Below are 25,751 nucleotides of genomic sequence, written 5' to 3'. Positions count from 1 at the left end.
CATGGTGCCGTGTCGAATTCCCCGCGGAGTCACCGCCATGCGCCCCACCCTGCTCGCGCTCAGCCTCGCCCTCGGACTGGGCGCCGCCGCCCTTGTCCATGCCGACGCCACGCCGCCGTCGCAGCCGCCGCTCACCGCCCTGACCAAGGACTCCGGCACGCCGATGCCGGCCGAGCAGAAGCGCGTGCATTTCGAGCATGCCGAGCTGCACATCGCGGTGGATCCGGCCACGCAGAGCATCGCCGGCAAGGCCACGCTCACCTTCGGCGCGCTGGCGGCCACCGACGTGCTGATGGTGGATCTGGATCGCAACCTGCCGGTGAGCGCGATCAGCATCGACGGCCATGCGCTGCCCGCCAGCGCATGGAGCAACCCGGAGGGCCGCCTGCGCATCCAGTTGCCGCAGGCCGTGGCCAAGGGCGGCACGGTCGTCGCCACCATCGCCTACGGCGGCAAGCCGCACGTGGCGAAGAACGCGCCGTGGGACGGCGGCTTCGTGTGGAGCCATACGAAGGACGGCCAGCCCTGGGTGGGCAGCGCGGTGGAAGGCGAAGGCTGCGACCTGTTCTGGCCCTGCATCGACCAGCCCGACGGCAAGCCCGACCTGGTCGACCTCTACGTGAACGTGCCCAAGCCGCTGGTGGCGCCCGGCAACGGCGTGCTGGTCGGCGTCGCCGACGAGGGCAGCACGCGCACCTACCACTGGCGCGCCAAGCATCCCACCACCTACGCCATCTCGATCAACGTGGGCCCGTACAAGGAGCTCACCGGCGAGTACAGGAGCCGCTACGGCAACACCATCCCGCTGCAGTACTGGTACCTGGACGGCGAGGACACGCAGGCGAAGGCGCTGTTCGCCGAGTTCCCGCGCATGCTGGACTTCTTCGAGGCGAAGATCGGCCCCTACCCCTGGGGCGACGAGAAGATGGGCGTGGTGGAAACCCCGTACAAGGGCATGGAGCACCAGACCATCAACGCATACGGCAACCACTACGCGAAGAACGGCAGCGGCTTCGACGACCTGCTGCAGCACGAGTTCGCGCACGAGTGGTTCGGCAACCAGATGACCAACGCCAACTGGGACGACATGTGGCTGCACGAGGGCTTCGCCACCCTGATGCAGCCGCTGTACGCGCAATACCTCGACGGCGACGCCATCTACTACGCCTGGCTCGCCCGCCTGCGCATGATGATCGAGAACCATCATCCGGTGGTGTCCGGCACGCCGCGCACCGAGGAGGCCGTGTACGAGGACTCGCGCGGCGGCCCCGGCCAGGACATCTACAACAAGGGCGCGCTGATGCTCGACACGCTGCGCCACCTGATCGGCGAGCAGGCGTTCTACGACTCCATCCGCGAGCTGGTGTACGGCCGGCCCGACCCGAAGCCCGGCAACTTCCAGCCGCAATACCGCACCACCGCGGACTTCATGCGCATCGTGAACCGGGTCACCGGCAAGGACTACGACTGGTTCTTCAAGGTGTACCTCTACCAGGCCGCGCTGCCCAGGCTGGACGTGCAGCGCCGCGGCGACACGCTGGATCTCGCCTGGCACGCGCCGCACGACCTGCCGTTCCCGATGCCGGTGGAAGTGAAGGTGGGCGACGCCGTGCACACCGTGCCGATGGACGGCGGTCACGGCAGCCTCGCGGCGCCGGCCGGCGCGCTGGTGACCATCGACCCGCATTCGCTGCTGCTGCGCGACGAGCCGCGCGTCACCGAGTTCCAGCAGTGGATGAAGCAGCAGCGCGCGCAGAGCAAGGCGGCAAAACAGTAAGAGCCTGATCGACCGGCTTCCTGCTCGTCATTCCTGCGCAAGCCAGGAATGACGAGCGCAGCCAGGGCCTCCCAAGCCGTCGTCAACTTGCGCCGGTGAGGAAGCCGCCGATCCGGCGCAGCCGCTGCCCCAGCGTGCGCAGCCCGCGCACCAGCTTCGGCAGCAGCCAGCACAACAGCAGCACGAACAGCGCCAGCAGCACCAGCATGGCCAGCGGGTGACGCCACATCAGGTAGAGGCCGCCCAGCCAGGTGAGATCCTCGCCGGCGCTGGCCGTCCAGTTGCTCAGCGGCTCCGGCGAGGTGTTGATGAGCGCGCGGCCGCCGCTCTTGGCCAAGTGCGTGCCCGCGGTGAGCGCGCCACCGAGCAGGGCCGCCGCCACCTGCGTGCCGGCACCCGAATCCCTGAACACGCCCCACGCCAGCAGCATGCCCACCGGGACGCGGATGAAGGTGTGGATCGCGTCCCACACGCTGTCGAAGGCGGGGATCTTGTCGGCGAGGAACTCGCCCAGCGCCAGCACGCCGGACACCGCCAGCACCCAGGTATCGGTGAGCATCGCCAGCCCCGGCGGCAGGTGCACCCAACCCAGCCGCCCGAGCAGGCCGGCGGCGAAGACCGTGGCATAGAGGCGGAAACCGCTGGCCCAGGCCAGGCCTCCGGCCAGTGCGACGTTCGACAGCGGATCCATGGGCAGGCTCCCGGCAACCGGCAAGGCCGCGAATGGTGCCACGCTCGCGCGCCGCCGCCACGGCGTCAAGCGCCAGTGCACACGGTGCATGCAACCGCCAGCCGCGGAAACGGACAGGGGCGCCGTGGCGCCCCTGTCCGCATGGCCAGCATGGATGGCCCCAGAGCCTGTTTACGATCTCCGCATGCCCGCGCCGGGAGCTGTTTGCGCGCAGGCCCAGGAAGAAGGAGGGAGTGGACGTCTGTCCACGACCGAGTGATGACGCCGAGATGGGGGCAAACAGACCCGGCCCTATGGGTTGCCTTGCCGTGGCCGCCATGCGGCAGCGCGCGGCTTGGCCTGCCAGCCAGGCAGGCGCTGCGCCACGCACTACCACCTGACGACCACGTCAAGGCAACGCGGGCCATGCGGAGATCGTAAACAGGCTCTTAGTGTGCGGCGCTGGAGGCCGCGGCAGCGGGTTTGTGCGCTGCCGCCAGCGCAGCGAGGTAGTCGCTGCCGGGCGGCAGGATGCCGCTGGCCAGCTTGGGATCGGCCTTCAGCATGCCCACCTCGTCGGCGACGATGTGCGCGGCCTCGCGCAGTTGGGCGTCGGGCGCGTCCTTGGCGTCCTTCTCCTGCTTGAGCTCGCTCTTCAGGCTGCGCTCGCCGGGATCGAGGCCATCGTCCAGCGCGCTGTCCTCGTCCTTCATGTAGGCGTCGCTGCCGTCGATCGCCTTCTGGCGGTCGCGGAAACTGGCCTGTATCGCGTCCAGTTGCTTGCGCTCGGCTTCGCGCTTGGCGAAGTTCAGCGACACCGAGGTCTTGGCGCGCATGGTCTTGTACTGCGCCAGCTCGTCCAGCATCAGCTTCCACGCCGGCGACATCGCGGTACGGGCCTCGTGCAGGCTCTCCAGCTTCGGCAGGTAGAGCTTCACGTCGCCGTCGGGCTGGTAATCCGCCGGGGCGATGTGCGTCCACGGCAGCGCGTTGTCGTAGGTGGATTCGCCGAAATCCTTGGAGTCGCCGTTCCGCGGGAACTCGATGTCCGGCGTGACGCCCTTGATCTGGGTGGAGCCGCCGTTGATGCGGAAGAACTCCTGCACGGTCATCTTCAGCTCGCCGTACTGCGGCTTGCCGGCGGGGTCGGGGCTGAAGCGGTCGAGGTCGATCAGGGTCTGCACCGTGCCCTTGCCGAAGGTGGGCGTGCCGATGATCAGGCCGCGGCCGCGATCCTGGATCGCCGCGGAGAAGATCTCCGAGGCCGAGGCGGTGCCGCGGTTCACCAGCACAGCGAACGGGCCGTTCCACAGCGGCGCGGCGTCGTCCGCGCCCTGCACGTCCACCTGGCCGCGCGCGTCGCGCACCTGCACCACCGGGCCCTTGCCGTTGAACAGGCCGGTCATCGAGTCGGCCTCGGCCAGCGAGCCGCCGCCGTTGCCGCGCAGATCCATGATGATGCCCTGCACGCCGGCCGCCTTGAGCTCGCCGACCAGCTTGGCCACGTCGCGGGTGGCGCTGCGGTAATCCTTGTCGCCTTCGCTGCGCGCGCCGAAATCGGAATAGAAGCTCGGCAGGTCGATCACGCCGATCTTGCGCACGGCGTCGCCGTCCTTGACCTCGATGATCTTCTTCTTGGCCGCGCTTTCCTCGATGTTGACCTTCTTGCGCACCAGGCTGACGACCTCGTGCTTGCCGTCCGGGCCGGCGTCGGCGGGCAGGATCTCCAGCCGCACCGTGGTGTCCTTCTTGCCGCGGATCAGGTTGACCACGTCGTCGATGCGCCAGCCGATCACGTCGGTGAACGGGCCGCTGTCGCCCTGGCCCACGCCCAGGATGCGGTCGCCGGGCTTGAGCTTGCCGGACTTCTCCGCCGGGCCGCCGGGCACCAGGCTGAAGATGATGGTGTAGTCGTCGCGCGACTGCAGCTGCGCGCCGATGCCTTCCAGCGACAGCTTCATCTGGATCGCGAAATCCTCGGCCTTGCGCGGCGTGAAGTAGTCGGTGTGCGGATCGGTGGTTTCGGCGTACGCGGTCATGAAGGTCTGGAAGGCATCGTCGCCGTCCAGCTGCTTCACGCGCTCGATGTAGTTGCTGTAGCGCTTGGTCAGCGTCTTGCGGATGTCGTCGTCGCTCTTGCCGGCGAGCTTCAGGCGCAGCCAGTCGTTCATGGTGCGCTTGCGCCACAGGTCGTCCAGCGCCGCGTCGTCCTTCGCCCAGGCGGCGTCCTTGCGGTCGTACTGGTAGCTCTCGTCGCCGTCGAAGCTGAAGCCGGCCTTGAGCAGGCCGCGCGCATAGGTCATGCGCTGCACGGCGCGCTGCAGGAACTGGTTGTAGATGTCGAACGGGATCGAGAGATCCTGGTTCCAGATCGCGTCGTCCAGCTTGGTCTGATCCGGCGCGAACCGGTTCATGTCCTGCTGGGTGAAGAACACCTTGTCCGGATCCAGCAGCTTGAAGTAGTCCGCGTAGATCTTCGCCGACATCGCGTCGTCCAGCGGCTGCGCGTCGTAGTGGAAGCGGGTGAGGAAGCGCGCGGAAAGCTGCGCCGCCTGCGCCTGCGTGGCGGTGGGCTTGAGCGGCCACGTGGCCGCCTTGCGGTTGCCGCCTGCGCCGAGGTCGGCAGCGGATTGGGCGAAGGCGCAGGTGACGGTCAAGCCCAGCAGCAGGGCCAGCGCGGGACGGAAGGTCATGGGGATGGCGGCTCTCGGCAGATTAGGCGACGCCGGCCGCGTGGGCCTGCAGGTCGGCGTGGTAGGAGGAACGCACCAGCGGGCCGGAAGCGACGTGATGGAAACCCATCGCCTCGCCTTCCCTGCGCAGGTCGTCGAATTCTTCGGGCGTCCAGTAGCGCACTACCGGGTGATGGTGCGGCGTGGGCTGCAGGTACTGGCCGATGGTGATCATCTCGACGTCGTGCGCGCGCAGGTCGCGCATCGTCTCCAGCACCTGCTCGCGCGTCTCGCCCAGGCCCAGCATGATGCCGGACTTGGTGGGCACGTCGGGGTGCTGCGCCTTGAAGCGCTTGAGCAGATCCAGCGACCACTGGTAGTCGGCGCCCGGACGCACTTCGCGATAGAGGTGCGGTACGGTTTCGAGGTTGTGGTTGAACACGTCCGGCGGGAAGTCCGCGAGCACTTCCAGCGCGCGCTCCATGCGGCCCTTGCCGCGGAAGTCGGGCGTGAGGATCTCGATGCGGATGGCCGGGCTGGCGTGCCGCACCGCGCGGATGCACGCGGCGAAATGCTCGGCGCCGCCGTCGCGCAGGTCGTCGCGATCCACCGAGGTGATCACCACGTACTTCAGGCGCATGTCGCGGATCGTCTCGGCGAGACGCGCCGGCTCCAGCGGATCGGGCGCGGCCGGGCGGCCATGCGCCACGTCGCAGAACGAGCAGCGCCGCGTGCACACCTCGCCGAGGATCATGAAGGTGGCGGTGCCCTTGCTGAAGCACTCGTGGATGTTCGGGCACGAGGCTTCCTCGCACACCGTCACCAGCGCGTTCTCACGCAGGCGCGCCTTGAGCTGCTGCACGGCATTGCCCTGCGGCAGGCGCACGCGGATCCAGCTCGGCTTGCGCAGCACCGGCACCGCGGTGTCGAAGCCGGCGCGGTTCAGCGCGATCTTGTCGTTGCCCAGTTGCTTGTCGACCGCGGGCGCGCCGCTGACGACGCTGATCGGAATGGACTTGGCGGGTGAAGCGGAGGCGTCGCTCATGCGGATTCGCGTGGGGGGAGTTCGGGGATGACGGAGGCAGCCGGTTCGGCGCGGAACCCGAACTGGCGGCAGAACTCCTCCACCAGCGCATCTTCCACGTCCGCCAAACGCGACGGGCCGCCCAAGTCTAGCACCTGCGTCACCGCCAAACCCTTGTAGCCGCAAGGGTTGATGCGGTGGAAGGGCTCTAGGTTCATGTTCACGTTGAAGGCCAGGCCGTGGAAGCTGCAGCCGCGGCGCACGCGCAGGCCCAGCGCGGCCACCTTGGCCTCGGCCACGTAGACGCCCGGCGCGCCCTCGCGGCGCTCGGCGACGATGTTCCAGTGCGCCAGCGTATCGATGATGGCCTGTTCGATCTTGTTGACCAGCTCGCGCACGCCCACGCCGGCGCGGCGCAGGTCGATCAGCGGGTAACCCACGATCTGGCCGGGGCCGTGGTAGGTCACCTGGCCGCCGCGATCCACCGGCACCACCGGGATCTCGCCCGGCGCCAGCACGTGCTCCATCTTGCCCGCCTGGCCCAGGGTGAACACCGGGTCGTGCTCCAGCAGCCAGAACTCGTCCACCGTGTCGGCGGTGCGGTTGTCGGTGAACGCGCTCATCGCCTTCCACGTCGCCGCGTAGGGCTGGCGGCCGAGGTGGCGGATCTTGAGCGGCAGGGACATGGCGAAACCTGGCAGAACGGAGATGGAAAGATGCGGCCGGACGGCGGAAAGCCAAGGGCGGCGCGGCAGCCGCCCGGCCGGTCACAAGGTGTAGCGGATGGCCGTATCGGCGCGCAGCGCGGCGTGCGCGCCGTCGTACTGCTCGCGGCTGTCGCAGCGGAAGCGGACGGAGACGGAGACGTAGTTGCCGCCGCCGGAATGGCGGTGCTTCACCGTCTCGTGCAGCACGTGCAGGCCGGCGCCTTCGAGCAGTTGCGGCACGCGCGCAGGCAGGCCGGCGTCGGCCTTGCCCACCGCGGTGATCTCGAACTCGCCGGGGAACTGGAAGCCCTTGCCTTCCCGCTTCGCCTGGCTGAAATCGATCTCGTGCATCACTTCGTACCCGGCGCGGCGGCCGGGGCAAGCGCCGGCACGTCGGTCTTCTTGTTGCCGCGGAACCACAGCAGGATGGAATCCCACAGCCGCGAGAAGAAGCCGCCCTGCGGCGCGTCGTTCAGCGCGACCAGCGGCACGCTCTGGATCGGCTGACCGTCCAGCGCGATGCGCAGCGTGCCCACCTGCTGGCCCTTCTTGAACGGGGCGATCAGGGTGGCTGGGATGTCCATGGTGGCCTTGAGCTTGTCGTACTGGCCGGTCTTCACCGTCACCAGCACGTCGTCAGCCACGCCCAGCGGCAGCGTGTCGGCTTCGCCCTTCCACAGGCGCGGGCTGGCCAGCGGCTTGCCGGCGTCGTACAGCTTGTGCGTCTCGTAGAAGCGGAAGCCGTAGTTGAGCAGCGCCATCGCGGCGTCGGCGCGGCCCTTGTCGGTGCTGGAACCCATCACCACCGCGATCATGCGCTCGTCGCCGCGCTTGGCCGAGGCGTCGAGGCAGAAGCCCGCGGCGGCGGTGTGGCCGGTCTTGATGCCGTCAACGGAAGGATCGCGCCACAGCAGCGCGTTGCGGTTCTGCTGCTTGATGCCGTTCCACTCGTACTCCTTGATCGCGGAGATCGCGTAGTCGGCGGGGAAGTCGTGGATCAGCGCGCGCGACAGGATCGCGATGTCGTGCGCGGTGGAGTAGTGGCCGTCCACCGGATAGCCGGACGCGTTGACGTAATGCGTGTTCACCATGCCGAGCTGCTTGGCGTAGGCGTTCATCAGGTTGGCGAACGCATCCTCGGAGCCGGCGGCGTGCTCGGCCAGCGCAATGGCGGCGTCGTTGCCGGACTGCACGATCATGCCCTTGAGCAGGTCTTCCAGCGGCACCTGGCTGCCCAGCTTGAGGAAACTGGTGGAGCCGTCGGTGCCGGCGCCGCCGGACTTCCACGCGTGCTCGCTGATGGTCACGGTGTCGTTCGGATGCAAGCGGCCGTTGGCGATCTCGGCGGAGACCACGTAGTCGGTCATCACCTTGGTCAGCGAGGCCGGTGCGCGGCGGTCGTCGGGGTTCTTCGAGGCGATGATCTGGCCGGTGGCGTAATCCATCAGCACCCAGCTCTGCGCGTCCACGTCCGGCGGCGGCGGCACCGGCATCGGCGCCACCACCGGGTTCGGCACGCCGCTGGGATGCGGCGGCATGGCGACGGGGTGCGGCGGCGTCTGCGCGAAGGCTGCGCCGGCCACCAGCGCGGCAGCGGCGAATGGGGTCAGGATGCGGCGGATAAAACTCATCGTGATCGTGTTCCGGATGATTGCCGGCGGCACTCGCGGGCACCGCCGACGGGAAGAAAGTTTGTCAGTCTACCGCGACCTGCGGCCGCGGCAGGCCCATGTTCTCGATGCGGCCGGTCAGCTGGTCGGCGCGATCCACGCTCTCCAGCGGCCCCACCCGCACGCGGCGGATGGTGCGGCCATCGACCTGAACCTGCTCCACCTGCACCGGCGCGAAGTTGGCCTGGCGCAGCTGCGCGGCCACCCGCTCGGCATTGGCCGGATCGGAGAACGCGCCCACCTGCAGGTAGATGCCCGGCGACCCGCCACGGCTTGCGACCGGCGCGGGCGGCGGAGGTTCCCTGCCGGGAGCGGACGGATCGATGCCCTGCACTTCGACCAGGCCGGTGCCCTTGGGCCAGATGCCGATGCGCACCGCCGCGGCGTAGGACAGGTCGATGATGCGGTTCTCGTGGAACGGCCCGCGGTCGTTGACGCGCACGATCACGCTCTTGCCGTTCGCGAGGTTGGTCACCCGCGCGTAGCTCGGCAGCGGCAGCACCTTGCTCGCGGCGGTGAATTTGTACATGTCGTAGTTTTCCAGGCTGGAAGTCTTGTAGCCGTGGAACTTGTTGCCGTAGAACGAGGCGATGCCGCGTTCGTCGTAGCCGCGCGCCGTGGGCAGCACGCGGTAGGTCTGGCCCAGCACGCTGTAGGGCGACTTGTTGCCGTACAGCGAGCGCGGCTCCGCCTTCGGCACCGGCTCGGGCAAGGTGTAAATGTACGACGGCGGCGCGCCGGCGGGCGAACTGTCGCTGCTGTCGCCGTAGCGCTTGTCCTGCGGCAGGCTGGTGTCGTCGCCGTGGCGGAAGGAGAACCAGCCGTGGTGCGCGGGGGCCGGCGCGGCGGCGGCTTCCGGCGGCGCCGCGGGCCGCGTGGCATGGCGGCCGCCGCAGGCGGCCAGCAGCATCGCCGCCGCCAGCAGGATCAGCCCGCGCGCCAGCTTCATTGCGCGCTGCCCGCGCCGTCCGCGGCGCGCACGCCGTCCATGATCGCCTGCGCCAGCTGGTGCACCGCCATCGCGTACATCGGGCTGCGGTTGTAGGTGGTGATGACCTGGAAATTGTTGAAGGTGAACCACTGCTCCGGCCCGGCCAGGCCGTCCAGCGTCAGCAGGCTGGTCGGCTCGCCCGGGTTCAGGTGCTGGAACGGCGCATAGCCCCACGCTTCCAGTTGCTCCAGCGGCCACTGCGGCTTGGCCTGCCAGTCGCCCAGCGGCTTGGCCGCGCCGTCCGGCTGCGCGCGCGCCGCCACCGGGCCGCCGGCGATCCAGCCGTGCCTGGCGAAGTAGTTCGCCACGCTGGCGAGGATGTCGGGCAGCGAGTTCATCAGGTCGATGCGGCCGTCGCCGTCCGCGTCCACCGCGTAGTCGCGGATGCTGTCGGGCATGAACTGGCCCCAGCCCTGCGCGCCGGCGTAGGAGCCGGTGAGCGTGTTCAGCGGGCCGGCGAGCCGGTTGTCCGGCAGCTCCAGCAGGGTCTTCAGCTGCTGGCGGAAATAGGGCGCGCGCTTCGGGTAGTAGAAGCCCAGCGTCACCAGCGCGTCGAGCACCCGGTACTTGCCGGTGTTGCGTCCGTAGAACGTCTCCACGCCAATGATCGCCACGAGGTACTGCGGCGCCACGCCGTACTGCTTGCCGATGCTCTCCAGCAACGCGCGGTGCTCGCGATAGAACGCCACGCCGTCGTCGATGCGCTTCTGGGTGAGGAAGATCGGCCGGTACGCGCTCCACGGCTTGGATTCGGCCGGGCGATTCATCGCGTCGATGATGCTCTGCTGCATCCGCGCCCCGTCGAGCAGCGCATTGAGCGCCGCCGGATCCTTGCCCGTGTCGCGCGCCACCTCCTGCACCAGCGCGGACTGGCCGGGATGCGTGTCGGCCAGCACCGGCGACGACGCGACGATCAACAGCAGGGCAAGCGGAAACAGGCTGCGCAAACGGCGCGACGCGGCAGGCACGGGCATGGTTGATCGACTTCGGCAACGACTTCGCCGAAGCGTAACACGCACTCCGGCGCAAACCGTGGCGCGCGCGGGCCGCGCGAAAGGCAGAGATTCAGTCGTGCCGCTTGCGGTGCGCATGGATCGACATCAGCATGCCGAAACCGGTCAGCAGGGTCACCGCCGAGGTGCCGCCGTAGCTCACCATCGGCATCGGCACGCCCACCACCGGCAGCATGCCGGACACCATCCCGCCGTTGACGAACACGTAGACGAACAGGCTCATGCCGATCGCGCCGGCGAGCAGGCGCGAGTAGGTTTCGCGCGCCTCCATCGCGATCCACAGGCAGCGGCCGATGATGAAGGCGTACAGCGCCATCATCAGGCACACACCGAGCAGGCCGAACTCCTCGGAGAACACCGCGAAGATGAAGTCGGTGGTGTGCTCGGGCAGGAAGTCCAGTTGCGCCTGCGAGCTGTGCATCCAGCCCTTGCCGAACGCACCGCCGGAGCCCACCGCGATCTGCGACTGGATGATGTGCCAGCCGTTGCCCAGCGGGTCGGACTCCGGATTGAGCATGGTCAGCACGCGGTCGCGCTGGTACTGGTGCATGAAGTGCCAGCCCACCGGCACCATCGCGCCGACGCCCGCCAGCAGCAGGCCGATGCGCCACCACGCCATGCCGGAGAGGAACAGCGCGAACGCGCCGGCGGCCGCCACCAGCAGCGCCGTGCCGAGGTCGGGCTGCTTGGCGATTAAGCCGGCGGGAATCGCGATCAGCACGCCCACCGCCGCAATGTCCTTCCAGCCCGGCGGCAGCTGGCGCGGGTGCAGGTACCACGCCGCCATCATCGGCATGGTGAGCTTCACCAGTTCGGACGGCTGGAAGCGCATCACGCCGAGGTTGAGCCAGCGATCCGCGCCGCGGCCCTCGCCCAGCACCGCCACCACCGCCAGCAACAGGACGCTGCTGGCGTACAGCCACGGCGTCCAGTTGCGCAGCGTGGCGGGCGGGATGCGCGAGATCAGTAGCATCAGCGCAAAACCGAGCACGAAGCGCGCGGCCTGCCCGCCGACCAGCGCCATGCCGCCGCCCGCCGCTGTGTACAGGGTGCACAGCCCGGCAACCGCCAGCAGCAGCAGCCCCCCCGCCAGCGGCAGGTCGATGCGCGGCCGGGTCAGCACACGGCGCAGCAGGCGCGCCCACCGCACTTGCAGCATCTCGATCATGGCGGGTTCTCCTGCGACGACGCTTCGGCAGGCTCGTCGTGCGGCACGTCCTGGGACGCATCCGGCGGGGCATCCTGCGGCGTTTCCGCTGGCGTGCCGGCCGGTATCGCCGGAGCGCCCGGCGCCGCGCCGGGCGGAGGCAGGCCGCCCGGCGGCAGCGGCGTGTCCGGCGGCGCGTTCGGCTGGGTGGCCAGCCAGGCGTCGAGGATCTTGCGCGCGATCGGGCCGGCGGAGGAAGCACCCCACGCGCCCTTCTCCAGCAGCACCGCCACCGCGATGCGCGGCTCCTCCGCCGGCGCGAACATCTCGAACCACGCGCGATGCCGGCTGGCGAGGTAGGCCAGGTTGGTGTTGTCGTTGTAGGCGTCGGTGTGGCGCGAGTAGAGCTCGGCGGTGCCGCTCTTGCCGGCGATGGTGTACGGAAAGCCCTTGCCCAGCCCGTAGCCGGTGCCGCGCGGGTCGTTCACCACCATCTGCATGCCGTCGACCACCGCCTGCCATTCGGACGGATTGCCGATGACGGACGGGCCTTCCGGCGGATTGGGCAGCGGCACCCTGGGCGCATCCACCCCGGCCTGCGTGGCCATGACCAGCCGCGGCGCATACGGCACGCCATGCCCGGCGAGCGTGGCCAGCGCATGCGCGAGCTGCACCGGCGTCACCGCCCAGTAGCCCTGGCCGATGCCCGCGATCATCGTCTCGCCGGGGTACCAGGCCTTTCTGTAGCGTTTGGCCTTCCATTCGCTCGAAGGCAGCACGCCGCCGGCTTCGCCGTCGAGGTCGATGCCGGTGGGCTTGCCGAAGCCGAACCGGGCCATCCACGCGCTGAAGCGGTCGATGCCCATGTCCACCGCCAGCTTGTAGAAGTAGGTGTTCACCGACCACATGATGGCCATGCGCAGGTTCACCGTGCCGAAGCCGCCGCGGCGGTCGTCGCGGCGGCAGAACGTGGTGCCCGGCAGGCAGAACGTGCCGGTGGAAAGCACGGTGTCCGCCGGCGTGCGTAGGCCCAGTTCCAGCCCGCCCAGGCCGACGAAGGGCTTCACCGTGGAGCCAGGCGGGTACACGCCGCGCAGCGCGCGGTTCAGCAGCGGCTTGTCCGGCGCGCTGGTCAGCGCGTTGTAGTCGGCGTGGCTGATGCCGTCCACGAACAGGTTGGGATCGAAGGTCGGCTCGCTGACCATCGCCAGCACCTGGCCGTTGCGCGGGTCGATCGCCACCGCCGCGCCGGTCTGCCCGGCCAGGGCCTGCTCGGCGGCCTTCTGGACGCGCACGTCGATGCTGAGGTAGATGTTCCTGCCGGGCGTGGCCGGATGCGTCTGCAGCACGCGCTGGGTGCGGCCGTCCGCGTTCACCTCCACCAGCTCGTAGCCCGGCGTGCCGTGCAGCACGTCCTCGTAGGAGCGCTCGATGCCGATCCTGCCCACGTGGGTGGTGCCCTTGTAGCGCGCGGGGTCGAGGCGGTCGAGGTCGTCCGCGTCGATGCGCGAGACGTAGCCGATCACGTGCGCGAACAGCCCGCCGAACGGATAGCGCCGGTTGAGGTAGGGCACTACGTCCACGCCGGGGAAGCGCCAGCGGTTCACCGCGAAGCGGTCGATCTCGTCCTCGGTGAGGCGCAGTTTCAGCGGCACGCTCTCGAAGCGGCGGCTCTGCTTCAGCTGCTTGTGGAAGGCGTCGAGGTCGTCCTGGCTGAGCGGGATCACCTGGCCGAGCTGCGCCAGCATCGCCTTCATGTCCGTCACCTGCTCGGGCACCACCTCGAGCCGGAACGCCGGCACGTTGTTGGCCAGCAGCACGCCGTTGCGGTCGTAGATCAGGCCGCGCGCCGGCGGGATCGGGATGGGCTTGACGCGGTTGTTCTCCGAGCGCGCGGCGAACTCGTCGTAGCGCGCCACCTGCAGGGTCGCGTAGCGGCCGAGCAGGCCGAGCAGGCCGAGCACGATCAGCGCGAAGCCCGCCAGCGCACGGCGGCGGAACAGCTCGCCTTCGCTGCGTGAGTCCTTGATCGCGCGCCGCAGCTTCATGTCGCCGGTTCACGTCTCATTGTATCCGCAGCCGCACGCGCAGGTCGTCCAGCAGCAGGAACAGGAACGGCCACAGCGCGGCGCCCATGAACGGGGCGATCCACCAGCTCGCCGGCGGCATCGGCGCGCCGGACAGCAGCCGCACCAGCAGCAGCAGGACACGGTCGTTCAACAGCAGCGCCAGCACCGCCAGGATCTGCTGCGACATGGTGAAGAAGCGCAGCCGCGAGCGGAAGCGCAGCACGATGAACACCAGCGCGCACAGGCGCAGCGCCTGCTCGCCCAGCAGCACGCCGTCGAACAGGTCGGCGGCCAGGCCGAGCAGGAAGGCCAGGCCCAGGCCCACGCGATCCTCCGACTCCAGCACCCAGTACAGCAGCACCAGCGCGGGCCAGTACGGCTTGAACGGCTCCAGCACCGCCGGCAGCGGCACCAGCATGGACAGCAGCGCGAACAGCAGCGTGCCGGCGAACCACCACGTGGACAGGCGCTGGCGGTTCATCGCGCGCTCCCGGCCGCGGCGGGCGATGCGCTTGGATCGGCGGCGGGCAGGATGGCAGTGGCGCGCGGCAGGGTCGTCCGCACGGCACCCGCCGATGCGGCGGAAGCTGGCACGGCGGCGGCGCCCGGCGCGGGCGCCAGCGCCGCCGGCGGCCCGGCCGGAATCGCCGGCGCGGGCGGCCCGTCGGGCTCGGCCTGGTCGTGCAGCAACAGCACGTCCTCGCTGCGGTCGATATCGGCCGCCGGCTGCACCTGCGCCACGCGGAACATGCCGGAAACGCCCGGCGCCACCTCGGTTACCTTGCCCACCGGGAAGCCCGGCGGGAAGCGGCCGCCCAGGCCGGAGGTGAGCAGCCGGTCGCCCGGCCGCACGTCGGCGGACAGCGGAATGTTCGGCAGCACCAGCCCGCTGCCGTCGCGCGCCCCGTAGGCCACCGTGCGCAGGCCGGAGCGATCCACCACCACCGGGATCGCATGCGCGGGGTCGGTCACCAGCATCACCACCGACGTGGTCGGCAGCACCTCGACCACCTGCCCCATCACGCCGTGCGCATCGATCACCGGCTGGCCTGGCTTCACGCCGTCGCGCGCGCCCAGGTTCAGCACCAGCCGCTGCTGCCATGCGCCCAGATCCACGCCGACCACGCGCGCCAGCTGCACCTTGAGGTCAAGGCTGCGCCGGGTGTCCAGCAGCTCTTTCAGATGCTGGTTCTGCTCGGCCACGCCGGCCATGCGGTTGAGCCGCGCGTTGGCCAGCAGCAGATCCTCGCGCAGGCGCTGGTTCTGCTCGGTGAGCAGCTTGCGGTCGGCGAACGCCACGCTCAACGTGCGCATGCCGGCGCCGGGCAGGTCGGCCAGCCGGTACATCGGCTCCACCACCACCGACGCCATGCCGCGCACGCGCCACAGCCAGCCGTTGCGGTGATCCAGCACCATCAGCACCATGGCCAGGGCGAGGTAGACGATCAGCCGCAGCGTGCCCGCGGCGTTGCCGGCGAACAGGGGCGAAGACTCGTCACGCGTGCGCGCCACGACTGGGCCGGCTCGCTCGGCTTATTCGGGGGCGAAGAAATCGCTGCCGTGCTGGTCGATCAGCTCCAGCGCCTTGCCGCCGCCGCGCGCCACGCAGGTGAGCGGATCGTCCGCCACCTGCACGTGCAGGCCGGTCTCCTCGGAGATCAGGCGGTCGAGGTCGCGCAGCAGCGCGCCGCCGCCGGTGAGCACGATGCCGCGCTCGGCCACGTCGGAGCACAGCTCGGGCGGAGTCTGCTCCAGCGCCGACTTCACCGCGGCCACGATGCCGGCCAGCGGCTCGTGCAGCGCCTCGAGGATCTCGTTGGAGTTGATCGTGAACATGCGCGGCACGCCCTCGGCGAGGTTGCGGCCGGAGATCTCGATCTCCTTCACGTTGGCCTGCGGGAAGGCGCAGCCGATTTCCAGCTTGATCCGCTCGGCGGTGGATTCGCCGATCAGGGTGCCGTGGTTGCGGCGCACGTAGTTGATGATGGACTCGTCGAAGCGATCGCCGCCCACGCGCACGGACTGCGAGTAGACGATGCCGTTCAGCGAGATCACCGCCACCTCGGAGGTGCCGCCGCCGATGTCCAGCACCATCGCGCCGCGCGCCTCGTGCACCGGGATGCCGGCGCCGATCGCGGCGGCCATCGGCTCCTCGATCAGGAACACGTCGCGGGCGCCGGCGCCCTCGGCCGATTCCTTGATGGCGCGGCGCTCCACCTGGGTGGAGCCGCAGGGCACGCACACCAGCACGCGCGGGCTGGGGCGCAGCAGGCGCGACTTGTGCACCTGCTTGATGAAGTACTGCAGCATCGCCTCGGTCATGGTGAAGTCGGCGATCACGCCGTCCTTCATCGGACGCACGGTGGCGATGTTGCCGGGCGTGCGGCCCAGCATGCGCTTGGCCTCGCTGCCCACCGCGGCGATCGCGCGCGGGCCGCCCGGGCCGCGATCCTGGCGCACCGCCACCACCGAGGGCTCGTTCAGCACGATGCCCTGCCCGCGCACGTAGATCAGCGTGTTGGCGGTGCCGAGGTCGATCGAGACGTCGTTGGAAAAGATCCCGCGAAACTTCTTGAACATGGGGTTCGCCGCGCGCCGGCCTGAGTAAAAAACAAGCTGGCCAGTCTAGTCAGCGCGACCAGCGCGCGCAACCGGAAAGACGTTAAAAAACCCTTGTGCAACGCCGCTTTCCGCACATTCCGGAGATTCCGCCTCAGCTGCACGGATTCGCCATGAACGTCCGTTCACGATAGGATGCGAACCTTTGCCGGCCGCGACGCCGCGCGCCATCCACCATCGCAACCGGGGCAATCACGCAACCATGTCAGCCGTCATCTGCGGATCGCTGGCCTATGACACCATCATGGTGTTCCAGGATCAGTTCAAGAACCACATCCTGCCCGACCAGATGCACATCCTGAATGTGTCCTTCCTGGTGCCGCGGATGCGCCGCGAGTTCGGCGGCTGCGCCGGCAACATCGCCTACAACCTCAAGCTGCTGGGCGGCGACCCGCTGCCGGTGGCGGCGGTGGGCCAGGATTTCGCGCCCTACCGCGCGCACATGGAAAAGTGCGGCATCCCGCTCGACCGCGTGCGCGTGTTCGACGACCAGTTCACCCCGCAGTGCTTCATCACCACCGACCTGGACAACAACCAGATCACCGCCTTCCACCCCGGCGCGATGTCCAGCGCGCACGACAACCACGTGCGCGAGATCCCCGACATCGACTTCGCCATCGTGGCACCTGACGGCCGCGAGGCGATGCTGCAGCACGTGGAGGAATTCGCCGCGCGCGGCGTGCCCTTCATCTTCGACCCGGGCCAGGCGATGCCGCTGTTCAGCGGCGACGAGTTCCGCTCGATGATCGGCAAAGCGACCTACGTGATCGTCAACGACTACGAGTCGCAGCTGCTGCAGACGCGCACCGGCTGGAGCGCCGAGGAGATCGCCGGCCGCGTGAAGGCCTATGTGGTCACGCTGGGGCCGCGCGGCTCGCTGATCCATGCCGACGGCGCCACGCACGAGATCCCGCCCGCGCACGAGCGCCAGATCGTCGACCCCACCGGCTGCGGCGACGCGTACCGCGCCGGCCTGATCTTCGGCATCATGCGCGGCAAGGACTGGCCCACCGTGGGTCGCATGGCCTCGCTGATGGGCGCGCTGAAGGTCGAGCACCCCGGCACGCAGAACCAGCGCTTCGATTACGCGCAGTTCGCCGCCGCGTTCAAGGAACAGTTCGGCTACGCGCTGGACTGAGGCAAGCCCGGACAACCGGCAAACCGGCACCTGTCCGCCATCCCTGGATCCCGGCCTGCGCCGGGATGACGGGCAAAATCCCAAACCGCTTCACCCGGCAGGAAACGCGCAGGCGGCCTGCACCGCCGCCTGCCAGCCGCGGTAGCGCCGCTCGCGCTCCGGCGCCGACATGCGCGGCTCGAAACGGCGCTCCATCTGCCATAGCTGCGCGAGCTGCTCGCGGCTTTCCCAGAAGCCCAGCGCCAGCCCGGCCAGATAGGCTGCGCCCAGCGCCGTGGTTTCCTGCACCCGCGGGCGCAGCAGCGGCACGTCCAGCATGTCGCTCTGGAACTGCGCGATGAAGTCGTTGGCGATCGCACCGCCGTCGCAGCGCAGCTCCTTCAGCGGGATGCCCGCGTCCGCCTCCATCGCCGCCAGCACGTCGCGCGACTGGTAGGCCATGGATTCCAGCGCCGCGCGCACCAGGTGTTCGCGTCGCGTGCCGCGGGTGATGCCGAACATCGCGCCACGCACCTCGCTGCGCCAGTACGGCGCGCCCAGCCCCACGAAAGCCGGCACCAGGTAGACGCCGTCGCTGGAGGCCACGCTCTCGGCCAGCGCCTGCGAGTCGGCGGCACGCTCCAGCATGCGCAGGCCGTCGCGCAGCCACTGCACCACCGCGCCGGCGACGAAGATGCTGCCCTCCAGCGCGTACTCGACCTTGCCGCCGATCTCCCAGGCGATGGTGGTCAGCAGGCCGTGCCGCGACGGCACCGCCTGCGCGCCGGTGTGCATCAGCATGAAGCAGCCGGTGCCGTAGGTGTTCTTCGCCATGCCCGGCTCGAAGCAGGCCTGGCCGAACAACGCCGCCTGCTGGTCGCCGGCAAGGCCGCCGATCGGCACCGCGGCGCCGAGGAAACGCGCGGGATCGGTATCGCCGTAATGTTCGCTGCAGGCGCGCACCTCGGGCAGCATCGCGCGCGGCACGCCGAACAGGCGCAGCAGCTCGTCGTCCCAGTCGCGGCGGTGGATGTCGTACAGCAGGGTGCGCGCGGCGTTGCTGGCGTCGGTGACGTGCAGGCGCCCGCCGCTGAGGTTCCACACCAGCCAGCTCTCGATCGTGCCGAACAGCAGCTCGCCGCGCTCGGCGCGCGCCTGCGCACCTTGGACGTGGTCGAGGATCCAGCGGATCTTGCTGGCGGAGAAGTAGGCGTCGATCAGCAGGCCGGTCTTCGCGCGCACCATCGACTCGGCGCCGTCCGCCCGCAGCCGCTCGCAGATCGCCGCGCTTTGCCGCGACTGCCACACGACGGCGTTGTGGATCGGCTGGCCGCTGCGGCGATCCCACACCACCGTGGTCTCGCGCTGGTTGGCGATGCCGATGCCGGCCAGCTCGCCCGGCTCGACCTGCGTGCGCGCGAGCAGCTCGGCCACGGTGGCATGGACGCTGGCGAGGATCTCGCGCGGGTCGTGCTCCACCCAGCCGGGCTGCGGATAGACCTGCGCAAATTCGCGTTGCGCGATGCCTGCCACGCAGCCGCCTGCATCGACCAGCATCGCCCGCGTGCTGGTGGTGCCCTGATCCAGCGTCAGGATGTATCGCTTCACCAAGAGGCACCTCGTGCGCGGGCAGTGGCACGAAGATTAACAAGACGGCGGCGCGGCGTTTCCGCCATGCCGCCGTTTCGCCGAGGGGAAGGCGATGGATTTACCAGGTACGCACGTCCGCCACGCTGGCGGTGAAGCTGTTCGCATCCGGCGTCGCGCGGAACATGCGGCCCAAGTCGAAGCTCACCGAGCCGCCAGGGGGAATGTTGGAGGTGCCCGCCGGCCATGCCTGCTTGCTCTGCAACACACCACCCGACGCATCCTTGATCTCGATGCGGATCTGCGCAGCGGCGGGGGTGGCGCAGTTGTTGACTAACTCGCCGCGCAAGCTCATGTGTCCACCTGGAACCACGCCCGGCTTGAAGTCCTTGATTGCGAAATCGGTAACCGAACAGGCGGCATGGGTAACCAACGGGGTCAGCAGCAGGACGGCGGCAACGACAAGAACTTTCATGCAGGTCTCCGGAGACGGTGGGAAATGCTATGCCCATGTTTCGGTTGACGCGCGGAAAACTTTAGCGGTCACGCCTCGATCCGGATCTCGCCTTGTCTGGATCAATGCAGCACGAAAAGCTTGTCGAAACCGGCCACGCGCAGCGTGCTGCGCAGTTCGCCCGATGCGTTGACGATGCGGATGTCGGCACGGTCGGCGCCGGCGTGCTCGCGCAGCAGAAGCAGCATGCCCAGTGCGGAGCTGTCCATGCCGGTGACCTCGCCGAGGTCGATCACGTAGCTGCGCGCGCGCTTGCCTTCGCCCAGGCAGGCGTCGTGGAAATCGCGGTGGATGCTGAAATCGAAGCGTTCGCCCAGTTGCAGGGTGAGGCAGTCGAGCTCGGCATCGTGGTGGACAATGAGGCTCATGGAAGCGTTTCCCGGTTCAGAACGGCGATCCGTGGATGGATCGTGCGCCAATCAAGCACGACGTGCCTGATCTTTCGTGGCCAGGCCCGGGCACGCACCGGGCTTGGGCAAGCCGGAAAGATGCAGGGCACGTTCCCGGCCTTCAATGTCAGAAGAGTTCGATCTCGCCGGCGTCCATCGAGTTCTGCAGCGCCGGGCCGCGGGCGCGCAGGCGCGCCTTCTCGCGCTGGATCGCCAAGCGGTTGCGCACGCTCTGCGCTCGCGCCTCCAGCACCTCGGTTTCCAGCGTGGCGCAGGCCAGTTCCTCGATGTCGCGGGTGCACTCGCTGGTCACTTCCTGCAGTTCGACGAGGCGCTCGCGGGTCTGCCCGATCAGCTGGCGCAGGATGTCCTCGAACTGCAGCGAACGCACGGTGGTGGAAACGTCGCTGGTGAGGCCGCGGCTGATCTCGACCACCTGGTCGGCCACCTTGCTGGTGCGCGCGTCGCTCTCCGTAACGTGCGCGGTCATCGCGTCGATGCCGCCCTTGGCCGACAGCGCCACGTTGAGATCCTGCGAAGCCATCGTGCCGATCAGGCCGCGCAATTGCTCCATCGCGGTGCGCGCACGCTCGACGTGGCCGCCGATGCGCTCGTTGAGCTGGTTGGAATTGCTGGCCAGGTTGCGGATCTCGCCGGCCACCACCGCGAAGCCGCGGCCCGACTCGCCGGCGCGCGCCGCCTCGATGGCGGCGTTCAGGGCCAGCAGGTTGGTTTCCTCGGCGATGGTGCTGACGTTCTTGAGCAGGCCGAACACCGCGTCCATTTCCTTCGCCATGCCGTCGATGCGGTAGACGATGCGCAGGCTCTCGCGCGACATCTGCACGATCATGCCCACGAAGTGCTCCAGCAGGTCGCCGGTGCGCGCGGCGAAATCCTGCACCGACACGCCGCCGTTCTGCACGCCGATGATCTGCTTGAGCAGCGACTGCTGCAGCGCGGTCTTGTTGGACAGGCCGTCGAAGCCGCCGCCGAGTTCGGACACCGCGTCGCGCAGCAGATCCAGGCATTGGTGCAGCTCGCGGGTGGCGTGGCCGAGTTCGTCCACCAGGGCGCTGCGCACGTCTTCCAGCGCCTCGCGCACCGGGCCGGCGCCGGCAGGCGCGGCCACGGCGGCCGGCGCGGCGGCCTCGACCGTCGCCTCGGCGCGCGTGGCGACGAACCAGGCCGCGGTGAGCGCCAGCACCACCAGCGGCGCCAGCCAGGCCGGATGCCAGACCAGCGTGAGCAGCAGCGCGACGGCGCTGGCGATCCAGCCGGCCAGCGGGCGTCGGGAAAGAATGGGGGAAACGAGTGACATGATCCGCGATCCGGGTCAGGCGCCTTTGGCGCTGGCAGTGGGGCCAAGGTGGACGTGGTGCGCCAGCGCGAGCAGGCGGGCCGCGATATTGTCGATCGGCAACATTTCCGGGGCGGCGCCGAGCTTCCACGCGGCGCCGGGCATGCCCCAGACCACCGAGCTGGCCTCGTCCTGCACCAGGGTGGCGGCGCCGGCCTGGCGCAGTTCGAGCAGGCCGCGCGCACCGTCGTCGCCCATGCCGGTGAGCAGTGCGGCCACGGTGGCCTTGCCCACGCTGGCGGCCATCGAGCGGAACAGCACGTCCACGCTGGGCTTGTGGCGGTTCACCGGCGGACCGTCATGCAGGCGGCACACGTACCTGGCGCCATCCCACATCGCCAGCAGGTGGTGGCTGCCGGGCGCGATGTAGGCGGTGCCCGGCTGGATCGGCTGGCCGTCCTGCGCCTCGCACACGCGCATCGCCGAGCAGCGATCCATGCGTGCGGCAAACGGCCCGCTGAAGGCGGCCGGGATGTGCTGCGTCACCAGGATCGGCGGCGCGTCGGGCGGCATCATCTCCAGCACCACGCGTACCGCCTCGGTACCCCCGGTGGAGGCGCCGATGGCGATGATCGGGCTGCCGCCGCGGCTGCCCGCCATCTGCGAGCGCGGCAGCACCGCGTCGGCCGAGAGGCGTGGCGCCACCTCCAGTTTGCGTACGGTGGTGCGCGCCTGCGGCCTGGCCTTGGCCGCGTGCTTGACCTTGGCGCACAGCTCCTGCGCGGCGTCGCCGAAGCTGGCGGCGAGGTCGGTGTTCGGCTTGGCGTAGAAATCCACCGCGCCCAGTTCCAGCGCGCGCAGCGTGACGTCGGCGCCGGCGGTGGTGAGGGTGGACACCATCACCACCGGCATCGGCCGCAGCCGCATCAGGTTTTCCAGGAAGGTGAGGCCGTCCATGCGCGGCATCTCGACGTCCAGGGTGAGCACGTCGGGATTCAGTTGCTTGATCTTGTCGCGGGCGATCAGCGGATCGGGCGCCGTGCCCACCACCTCGATCTCCGGATCGCAGGCGAGCATCGTCGACATCAGCTTGCGCACCAATGCGGAATCGTCGACTACCAGTACGCGCACTCTTTCCATTGCTCACCTTGGGCTATGCGGGGCCGAGGCCGGCGACGGCCCAAAGAAGGGCCGGCGCCGGACGCCACAGCGTCAGAACAGCTCGACCTCACCCTTTATCGGATCGTTCGCCAGCTGCTTGAGGTACTTGCGCTCGTTGTCCACCAGCTTCACGTCGTCGCCACGGCGCAGCAGGCGTACGCGCGCCTTGCCGCTCTGCGGGAAGAACTGCACCTGGCGCGGATAGACGTCGCCCAGATCCTCCGCCACCACCCGGAGCTTCTCGGTGGCGATGTAGCGGCGCACGAACTCGATGTTGCGCTGGCCGACGTCGCTCATCTGCGCCAGCACGCGACCGCCGCCGAACAGCTTGACGGTGAAATCCGAGCGTTGCGCACCCGCCTTGAGCAGGGCGTTGATGAGGTGCTCCATCGCGTCGGAACCGTAGCGCGCGGCGCGGCCCACGGTGGACGACCAGCTGTCGCTGGCGCCGCGGGGCTCGGGCAGCATGAAATGGTTCATGCCGCCGATGCCGCGCACCGGGTCGTGGATGCAGGCGGACACGCAGGAGCCGAGCACCGTGCTCACCAGCTCCTCCTGCGCGCCCACGTAGAACTCGCCCGGCAGCACCTTGACGTTCATGCAGCCCTGCACCGGATCCCAGTAGCGGCGCAGGTGCTCGAAGCCGGGCATCGCCTCCGGCAGCGTGGGTATCGCACGGCGTTCGGATCGGCGCGCGTCCATCAGCCTCGCTTCCTGTAGACGGTGCGGCCGATCAGGTCGAAATCGTCGCTGATGCCGTGCAGCGACTCGGAGTGGCCGAGGAACAGGTGGCCGCCCGCCGGCAGCAGCGCGGCGTAGCGGCTGAACAGCTTCTGCTTGGTGGGCTGGTCGAAGTAGATCACCACGTTGCGGCAGAAGATCGCGTCGAACGGCCCGCGCATCGGCCAGTCGTGCAGCAGGTTGAGCGGCTTCACCGTCACCAGCTCGCGCAGGAGCGGATGCACGCAGGCGTAGCCCTCGTACTGGCCGGAGCCGCGCTTCATCCAGCGGCGCCGGCGCTCTTCGCTGATGCCGCCGAGCTTGTCCAGCGCGTAGACGCCGTTGCGCGCCGCCTCCAGCGCCTGCGGCGACAGGTCGGTGGCGAGGATCTTGGCGTCGATGCCGCTGGCGCCGTGCTTTTCCAGCGCCTCGGCCAGCACCATCGCCAGCGCATAGGGCTCTTCGCCGGTGGAGCAGCCGGCCGACCAGATGCGCAGCCGGTCGCCGTCGCGGCGCTTGTGCTTGATCCACTGCGGCAACAGCTCGTTTTCGAGCAGCTCGTAGTGGTGCGGCTCGCGGAAGAACGAGGTGACGTTGGTGCTGATGACGCTGGCCAGTTCGCCCAGCTCCGCGTCCGGCTCGTTGCGCAGCAGCTCGCAATAGGCCGCGTAGTCGGGCAGGCGCAGCGCGCGCAGGCGCCGCGCCAGCCGCCCCTGCACCAGTTGGCGCTTGTGCTCGCCCAGCGAGATGCCGAGGTGCTGGTACACGAAATCGCGCATGAAGCGGAATTCGGCGTCGCCGAGCAGGCTGCCGTCGTCGGCCGCGGTCGCCGCGTCGTTACGGGTTGCACCGGCCGCGGCGGCACGCATGCTCAGAACTCCTTCCAGGCGCCGGCATCCGACTCGACTGCAATGGCGCGCGACGGCGGCGCCTTGCGCACGGCGGCGAACACCGCCTCGGTGGCCTTGGTCACTTCCTTCGCGCGCGACGGCGGCGCGCCCTTGCCGCCCTTGGCCGCCTTGTCGCCGCCGAGGCGGAAGAAGCCCACCTGCGCGGTAAGGTCGGAGGCCTGCTCCTGCATGGCGCGGGCGGCGGCCGAGGCCTGCTCGACCAGCGCCGCGTTCTGCTGGGTCATCTCGTCCATCTGCATCACGGCGTTGTTGACCTGGTCGATGCCGGCGGACTGTTCGTTGCTGGCCGCGGCGATCTCGGCCACGATGTCGGTGACCTTCTTCACGCTCTCGACGATGTCGGCCAGCGCCTTGCCGGACTGGTTGACCAGCTCCGAGCCGCTGCGCACCTTCTCCGCGCTCTCGGCGATCAGGCCCTTGATCTCCTTCGCCGCGCCGGCGCTACGCTGCGCCAGGTTGCGCACCTCGCTGGCCACGACAGCGAAGCCGCGGCCCTGCTCGCCGGCGCGCGCCGCTTCCACCGCGGCGTTCAACGCCAGCAGGTTGGTCTGGAAGGCGATGTCCTGGATCAGCCCCACGATCTCGCCGATCTTGCGGCTGGACGCATCGATTTCGGCCATGGCGGAAACCGCCTTGCCGGCCACTTCGCCGCCATGCTCGGCCTGCTCGCGCGCGCCGCGCGCCAACTGGTTGGCGTGGCTGGCGTTCTCCGCGTTCTGCTTCACCGTGGAGGTCATCTCCTCCATCGACGAGGCGGTTTCCTCCAGGCTGGAGGCCTGTTCTTGCGTGCGCTGGCTGAGGTCGTCGTTGCCGCGCGCGATCTCCTGCGCCGCGCTGTTGACCGCCTCGGAACCCTGGCGCACTTCGTCCACGATGCCGCTCAGGCGTTCGTCCATGGTGCGGAAGGCTTCGAGCAGGTTGCCCAGCTCGTCCTGCCGATCCACCTTGATGTCGTGGCCCAGCCGGCCTTCGGCGATGGCATGCGCCACGGTCATCAGCCGTTTCAGGGTATAGGTGAGCGAACGCACCAGCAGGGTCGCCGTCACCAGCACGATCAGCAGGCCGATGCTCATGCCGGCGAACACCAGCACGCGCACCTTGTTGTAGCGGCTCACCTGGTTGGTGTACGTCTGCTTCACCTCCTCGCCCTGCATCTTGATCAGCTTGTTGAGCGTGTCCATGCGCAGCATCAGCGCGGGGCGGACTTCCATCTCCAGCAGGTCGTGCGAGCCGTCGTCGCCCTGGCTCAGGGCATCGGTGACGTCCTTAAGGCTGTTCACGTAGTCCTTGTCGGTGGCGGTCATCGCCTCGTATTGCTTCTCGACCGCCGGGGCGAAGTGCATCGCGCCCAGCTGCTTGTTCAGCGGCGGGATGGCTTTCTGGTTTTCCTGGAACTCGGCGAGCTTCTGCTTCACCTGATCCGGCTTGCCGACCACGGCCGCCGCCTCGCCAAGCACGATGAAGTTCATCAGCGAGCGGTTGCGCAACTCGCTCATCACCTGCACCGGCACCATGCCGTCTTCGTAGCTCTTGCGCATGCCTTCGTTCTGCCAGGACATCACGCCCAGGCCCACGGCCGCGCCCACCACCAGCATGATCGACATCAGGCCGATCATGGCGACCAGGCGGGCCTTGACGGAGAGGGCGGACAGCTTGGAAAGGCGGAAGCTTGCAATGAATTTCTTGATGTTCATCA

At 69.1% G+C, this 25,751-nt stretch carries 23 protein-coding genes; 2 read left to right on the top strand and 21 right to left on the bottom strand.

Going from position 1 to position 25,751, the window contains the following annotated elements:
• Positions 1-37: 37 nt before the first annotated feature.
• Positions 38-1,777 carry a M1 family metallopeptidase gene (locus ACZ5Z2_RS02920; RefSeq protein WP_464760480.1) on the top strand — a complete coding sequence of 580 codons (1,740 nt, stop codon included), beginning with the start codon at positions 38-40 and terminating at the stop codon, positions 1,775-1,777.
• A gap of 82 nt (positions 1,778-1,859) precedes the next feature.
• Here ACZ5Z2_RS02920 and ACZ5Z2_RS02915 read toward each other — a convergent pair whose 3' ends face one another.
• The 13 genes from ACZ5Z2_RS02915 to ACZ5Z2_RS02855 all read right to left on the bottom strand — a co-directional run bounded on the left by ACZ5Z2_RS02915 (position 1,860) and on the right by ACZ5Z2_RS02855 (position 16,320).
• Positions 1,860-2,468 (bottom strand): DUF4126 domain-containing protein, encoded by a 609-nt coding sequence (locus tag ACZ5Z2_RS02915; RefSeq protein ID WP_464760479.1) that lies wholly within the window; start codon positions 2,466-2,468, stop codon positions 1,860-1,862.
• Positions 2,469-2,896: 428 nt separating this feature from the next.
• The gene (locus ACZ5Z2_RS02910) at positions 2,897-5,140 is read right to left on the bottom strand and encodes a carboxy terminal-processing peptidase (RefSeq protein WP_464760478.1); all 2,244 of its coding nucleotides are present in this window, start codon (positions 5,138-5,140) and stop codon (positions 2,897-2,899) included.
• Between the two features lie 22 nt (positions 5,141-5,162).
• Positions 5,163-6,164, bottom strand: coding sequence for a lipoyl synthase (gene lipA / locus ACZ5Z2_RS02905; protein WP_464760477.1), 1,002 nt, complete (start codon positions 6,162-6,164; stop codon positions 5,163-5,165).
• Complete coding sequence (gene lipB, locus ACZ5Z2_RS02900) at positions 6,161-6,829, bottom strand: lipoyl(octanoyl) transferase LipB (protein WP_464760476.1); 669 nt, start codon at positions 6,827-6,829, stop codon at positions 6,161-6,163. Before lipB ends, lipA begins: the two co-directional genes overlap by 4 nt.
• Before the next feature lie 81 nt (positions 6,830-6,910).
• Positions 6,911-7,201, bottom strand: coding sequence for a DUF493 family protein (locus ACZ5Z2_RS02895; protein WP_464760475.1), 291 nt, complete (start codon positions 7,199-7,201; stop codon positions 6,911-6,913).
• The gene (locus tag ACZ5Z2_RS02890; RefSeq protein ID WP_464760474.1) at positions 7,201-8,481 is read right to left on the bottom strand and encodes a D-alanyl-D-alanine carboxypeptidase family protein; all 1,281 of its coding nucleotides are present in this window, start codon (positions 8,479-8,481) and stop codon (positions 7,201-7,203) included. The genes ACZ5Z2_RS02895 and ACZ5Z2_RS02890 overlap by 1 nt, the downstream gene beginning before the upstream one ends.
• Positions 8,482-8,545: 64 nt before the next feature.
• A complete protein-coding gene (locus ACZ5Z2_RS02885; protein ID WP_464760473.1) occupies positions 8,546-9,469 on the bottom strand; it encodes a septal ring lytic transglycosylase RlpA family protein in 924 nt (307 codons plus the stop codon).
• The gene (mltB, locus tag ACZ5Z2_RS02880) at positions 9,466-10,485 is read right to left on the bottom strand and encodes a lytic murein transglycosylase B (RefSeq protein WP_464760472.1); all 1,020 of its coding nucleotides are present in this window, start codon (positions 10,483-10,485) and stop codon (positions 9,466-9,468) included. Before mltB ends, ACZ5Z2_RS02885 begins: the two co-directional genes overlap by 4 nt.
• Positions 10,486-10,576: 91 nt before the next feature.
• Positions 10,577-11,692, bottom strand: a complete 1,116-nt coding sequence (rodA, locus tag ACZ5Z2_RS02875) for a rod shape-determining protein RodA (RefSeq protein ID WP_464760471.1) — start codon at positions 11,690-11,692, stop codon at positions 10,577-10,579.
• Entirely contained in the window at positions 11,689-13,719 is a 2,031-nt protein-coding gene (gene mrdA, locus ACZ5Z2_RS02870; RefSeq protein WP_464760470.1) for a penicillin-binding protein 2, read from the bottom strand. The genes rodA and mrdA overlap by 4 nt, the downstream gene beginning before the upstream one ends.
• Positions 13,720-13,735: 16 nt before the next feature.
• Entirely contained in the window at positions 13,736-14,221 is a 486-nt protein-coding gene (gene mreD, locus ACZ5Z2_RS02865; RefSeq protein WP_464760469.1) for a rod shape-determining protein MreD, read from the bottom strand.
• A complete protein-coding gene (mreC, locus tag ACZ5Z2_RS02860) occupies positions 14,218-15,252 on the bottom strand; it encodes a rod shape-determining protein MreC (protein WP_464760468.1) in 1,035 nt (344 codons plus the stop codon). The genes mreD and mreC overlap by 4 nt, the downstream gene beginning before the upstream one ends.
• Positions 15,253-15,273: 21 nt before the next feature.
• Entirely contained in the window at positions 15,274-16,320 is a 1,047-nt protein-coding gene (locus tag ACZ5Z2_RS02855) for a rod shape-determining protein (RefSeq protein ID WP_464760467.1), read from the bottom strand.
• Between the two features lie 241 nt (positions 16,321-16,561).
• On the opposite strand from ACZ5Z2_RS02855, the gene ACZ5Z2_RS02850 reads away from it, so the two are divergent.
• The gene (locus tag ACZ5Z2_RS02850; RefSeq protein WP_464760466.1) at positions 16,562-17,497 is read left to right on the top strand and encodes a carbohydrate kinase family protein; all 936 of its coding nucleotides are present in this window, start codon (positions 16,562-16,564) and stop codon (positions 17,495-17,497) included.
• Positions 17,498-17,587: 90 nt separating this feature from the next.
• Here ACZ5Z2_RS02850 and glpK read toward each other — a convergent pair whose 3' ends face one another.
• The 8 genes from glpK to ACZ5Z2_RS02810 all read right to left on the bottom strand — a co-directional run bounded on the left by glpK (position 17,588) and on the right by ACZ5Z2_RS02810 (position 25,749).
• Positions 17,588-19,087: a glycerol kinase GlpK gene (gene glpK / locus ACZ5Z2_RS02845; RefSeq protein ID WP_464760465.1), complete on the bottom strand. Its 1,500-nt coding sequence runs from the start codon at positions 19,085-19,087 to the stop codon at positions 17,588-17,590.
• A 97-nt stretch (positions 19,088-19,184) separates the two neighbouring features.
• Complete coding sequence (locus ACZ5Z2_RS02840) at positions 19,185-19,538, bottom strand: hypothetical protein (protein ID WP_464760464.1); 354 nt, start codon at positions 19,536-19,538, stop codon at positions 19,185-19,187.
• Between the two features lie 101 nt (positions 19,539-19,639).
• Positions 19,640-19,945, bottom strand: a complete 306-nt coding sequence (locus ACZ5Z2_RS02835; protein ID WP_464760463.1) for an STAS domain-containing protein — start codon at positions 19,943-19,945, stop codon at positions 19,640-19,642.
• A gap of 148 nt (positions 19,946-20,093) precedes the next feature.
• The gene (locus ACZ5Z2_RS02830) at positions 20,094-20,804 is read right to left on the bottom strand and encodes a methyl-accepting chemotaxis protein (RefSeq protein ID WP_464761653.1); all 711 of its coding nucleotides are present in this window, start codon (positions 20,802-20,804) and stop codon (positions 20,094-20,096) included.
• A 495-nt stretch (positions 20,805-21,299) separates the two neighbouring features.
• Entirely contained in the window at positions 21,300-22,403 is a 1,104-nt protein-coding gene (locus tag ACZ5Z2_RS02825) for a protein-glutamate methylesterase/protein-glutamine glutaminase (protein ID WP_464760462.1), read from the bottom strand.
• Between the two features lie 72 nt (positions 22,404-22,475).
• A complete protein-coding gene (cheD, locus tag ACZ5Z2_RS02820) occupies positions 22,476-23,126 on the bottom strand; it encodes a chemoreceptor glutamine deamidase CheD (protein ID WP_464760461.1) in 651 nt (216 codons plus the stop codon).
• Positions 23,126-24,013 carry a CheR family methyltransferase gene (locus ACZ5Z2_RS02815; protein ID WP_464760460.1) on the bottom strand — a complete coding sequence of 296 codons (888 nt, stop codon included), beginning with the start codon at positions 24,011-24,013 and terminating at the stop codon, positions 23,126-23,128. Before ACZ5Z2_RS02815 ends, cheD begins: the two co-directional genes overlap by 1 nt.
• A gap of 2 nt (positions 24,014-24,015) precedes the next feature.
• Complete coding sequence (locus ACZ5Z2_RS02810) at positions 24,016-25,749, bottom strand: methyl-accepting chemotaxis protein (RefSeq protein ID WP_464760459.1); 1,734 nt, start codon at positions 25,747-25,749, stop codon at positions 24,016-24,018.
• Between the last annotated feature and the right edge of the window lie 2 nt (positions 25,750-25,751).

The sequence above is a fragment of the Rhodanobacter sp. G1 genome (genome assembly GCF_055397855.1).
The sequence above is the reverse complement of the archived record's forward strand: the minus strand, read 5'-3'. Positions and strand labels throughout refer to the sequence as shown.

Bases quoted from the DNA above. Each gene is read 5' to 3' on its own strand.
- ACZ5Z2_RS02920 (WP_464760480.1), top strand. From the start codon at position 38: ATGCGCCCCACCCTGCTCGCGCTCAGCCTCGCCCTCGGACTGGGCGCC.
- ACZ5Z2_RS02915 (WP_464760479.1), bottom strand. From the start codon at position 2,468: ATGGATCCGCTGTCGAACGTCGCACTGGCCGGAGGCCTGGCCTGGGCC.
- ACZ5Z2_RS02910 (WP_464760478.1), bottom strand. From the start codon at position 5,140: ATGACCTTCCGTCCCGCGCTGGCCCTGCTGCTGGGCTTGACCGTCACC.
- lipA (WP_464760477.1), bottom strand. From the start codon at position 6,164: ATGAGCGACGCCTCCGCTTCACCCGCCAAGTCCATTCCGATCAGCGTC.
- lipB (WP_464760476.1), bottom strand. From the start codon at position 6,829: ATGTCCCTGCCGCTCAAGATCCGCCACCTCGGCCGCCAGCCCTACGCG.
- ACZ5Z2_RS02895 (WP_464760475.1), bottom strand. From the start codon at position 7,201: ATGCACGAGATCGATTTCAGCCAGGCGAAGCGGGAAGGCAAGGGCTTC.
- ACZ5Z2_RS02890 (WP_464760474.1), bottom strand. From the start codon at position 8,481: ATGAGTTTTATCCGCCGCATCCTGACCCCATTCGCCGCTGCCGCGCTG.
- ACZ5Z2_RS02885 (WP_464760473.1), bottom strand. From the start codon at position 9,469: ATGAAGCTGGCGCGCGGGCTGATCCTGCTGGCGGCGGCGATGCTGCTG.
- mltB (WP_464760472.1), bottom strand. From the start codon at position 10,485: ATGCCCGTGCCTGCCGCGTCGCGCCGTTTGCGCAGCCTGTTTCCGCTT.
- rodA (WP_464760471.1), bottom strand. From the start codon at position 11,692: ATGATCGAGATGCTGCAAGTGCGGTGGGCGCGCCTGCTGCGCCGTGTG.
- mrdA (WP_464760470.1), bottom strand. From the start codon at position 13,719: ATGAAGCTGCGGCGCGCGATCAAGGACTCACGCAGCGAAGGCGAGCTG.
- mreD (WP_464760469.1), bottom strand. From the start codon at position 14,221: ATGAACCGCCAGCGCCTGTCCACGTGGTGGTTCGCCGGCACGCTGCTG.
- ACZ5Z2_RS02855 (WP_464760467.1), bottom strand. From the start codon at position 16,320: ATGTTCAAGAAGTTTCGCGGGATCTTTTCCAACGACGTCTCGATCGAC.
- ACZ5Z2_RS02850 (WP_464760466.1), top strand. From the start codon at position 16,562: ATGTCAGCCGTCATCTGCGGATCGCTGGCCTATGACACCATCATGGTG.
- ACZ5Z2_RS02840 (WP_464760464.1), bottom strand. From the start codon at position 19,538: ATGAAAGTTCTTGTCGTTGCCGCCGTCCTGCTGCTGACCCCGTTGGTT.
- ACZ5Z2_RS02835 (WP_464760463.1), bottom strand. From the start codon at position 19,945: ATGAGCCTCATTGTCCACCACGATGCCGAGCTCGACTGCCTCACCCTG.
- ACZ5Z2_RS02830 (WP_464761653.1), bottom strand. From the start codon at position 20,804: ATGTCGCGCGAGAGCCTGCGCATCGTCTACCGCATCGACGGCATGGCG.
- ACZ5Z2_RS02825 (WP_464760462.1), bottom strand. From the start codon at position 22,403: ATGGAAAGAGTGCGCGTACTGGTAGTCGACGATTCCGCATTGGTGCGC.
- cheD (WP_464760461.1), bottom strand. From the start codon at position 23,126: ATGGACGCGCGCCGATCCGAACGCCGTGCGATACCCACGCTGCCGGAG.
- ACZ5Z2_RS02815 (WP_464760460.1), bottom strand. From the start codon at position 24,013: ATGCGTGCCGCCGCGGCCGGTGCAACCCGTAACGACGCGGCGACCGCG.
- ACZ5Z2_RS02810 (WP_464760459.1), bottom strand. From the start codon at position 25,749: ATGAACATCAAGAAATTCATTGCAAGCTTCCGCCTTTCCAAGCTGTCC.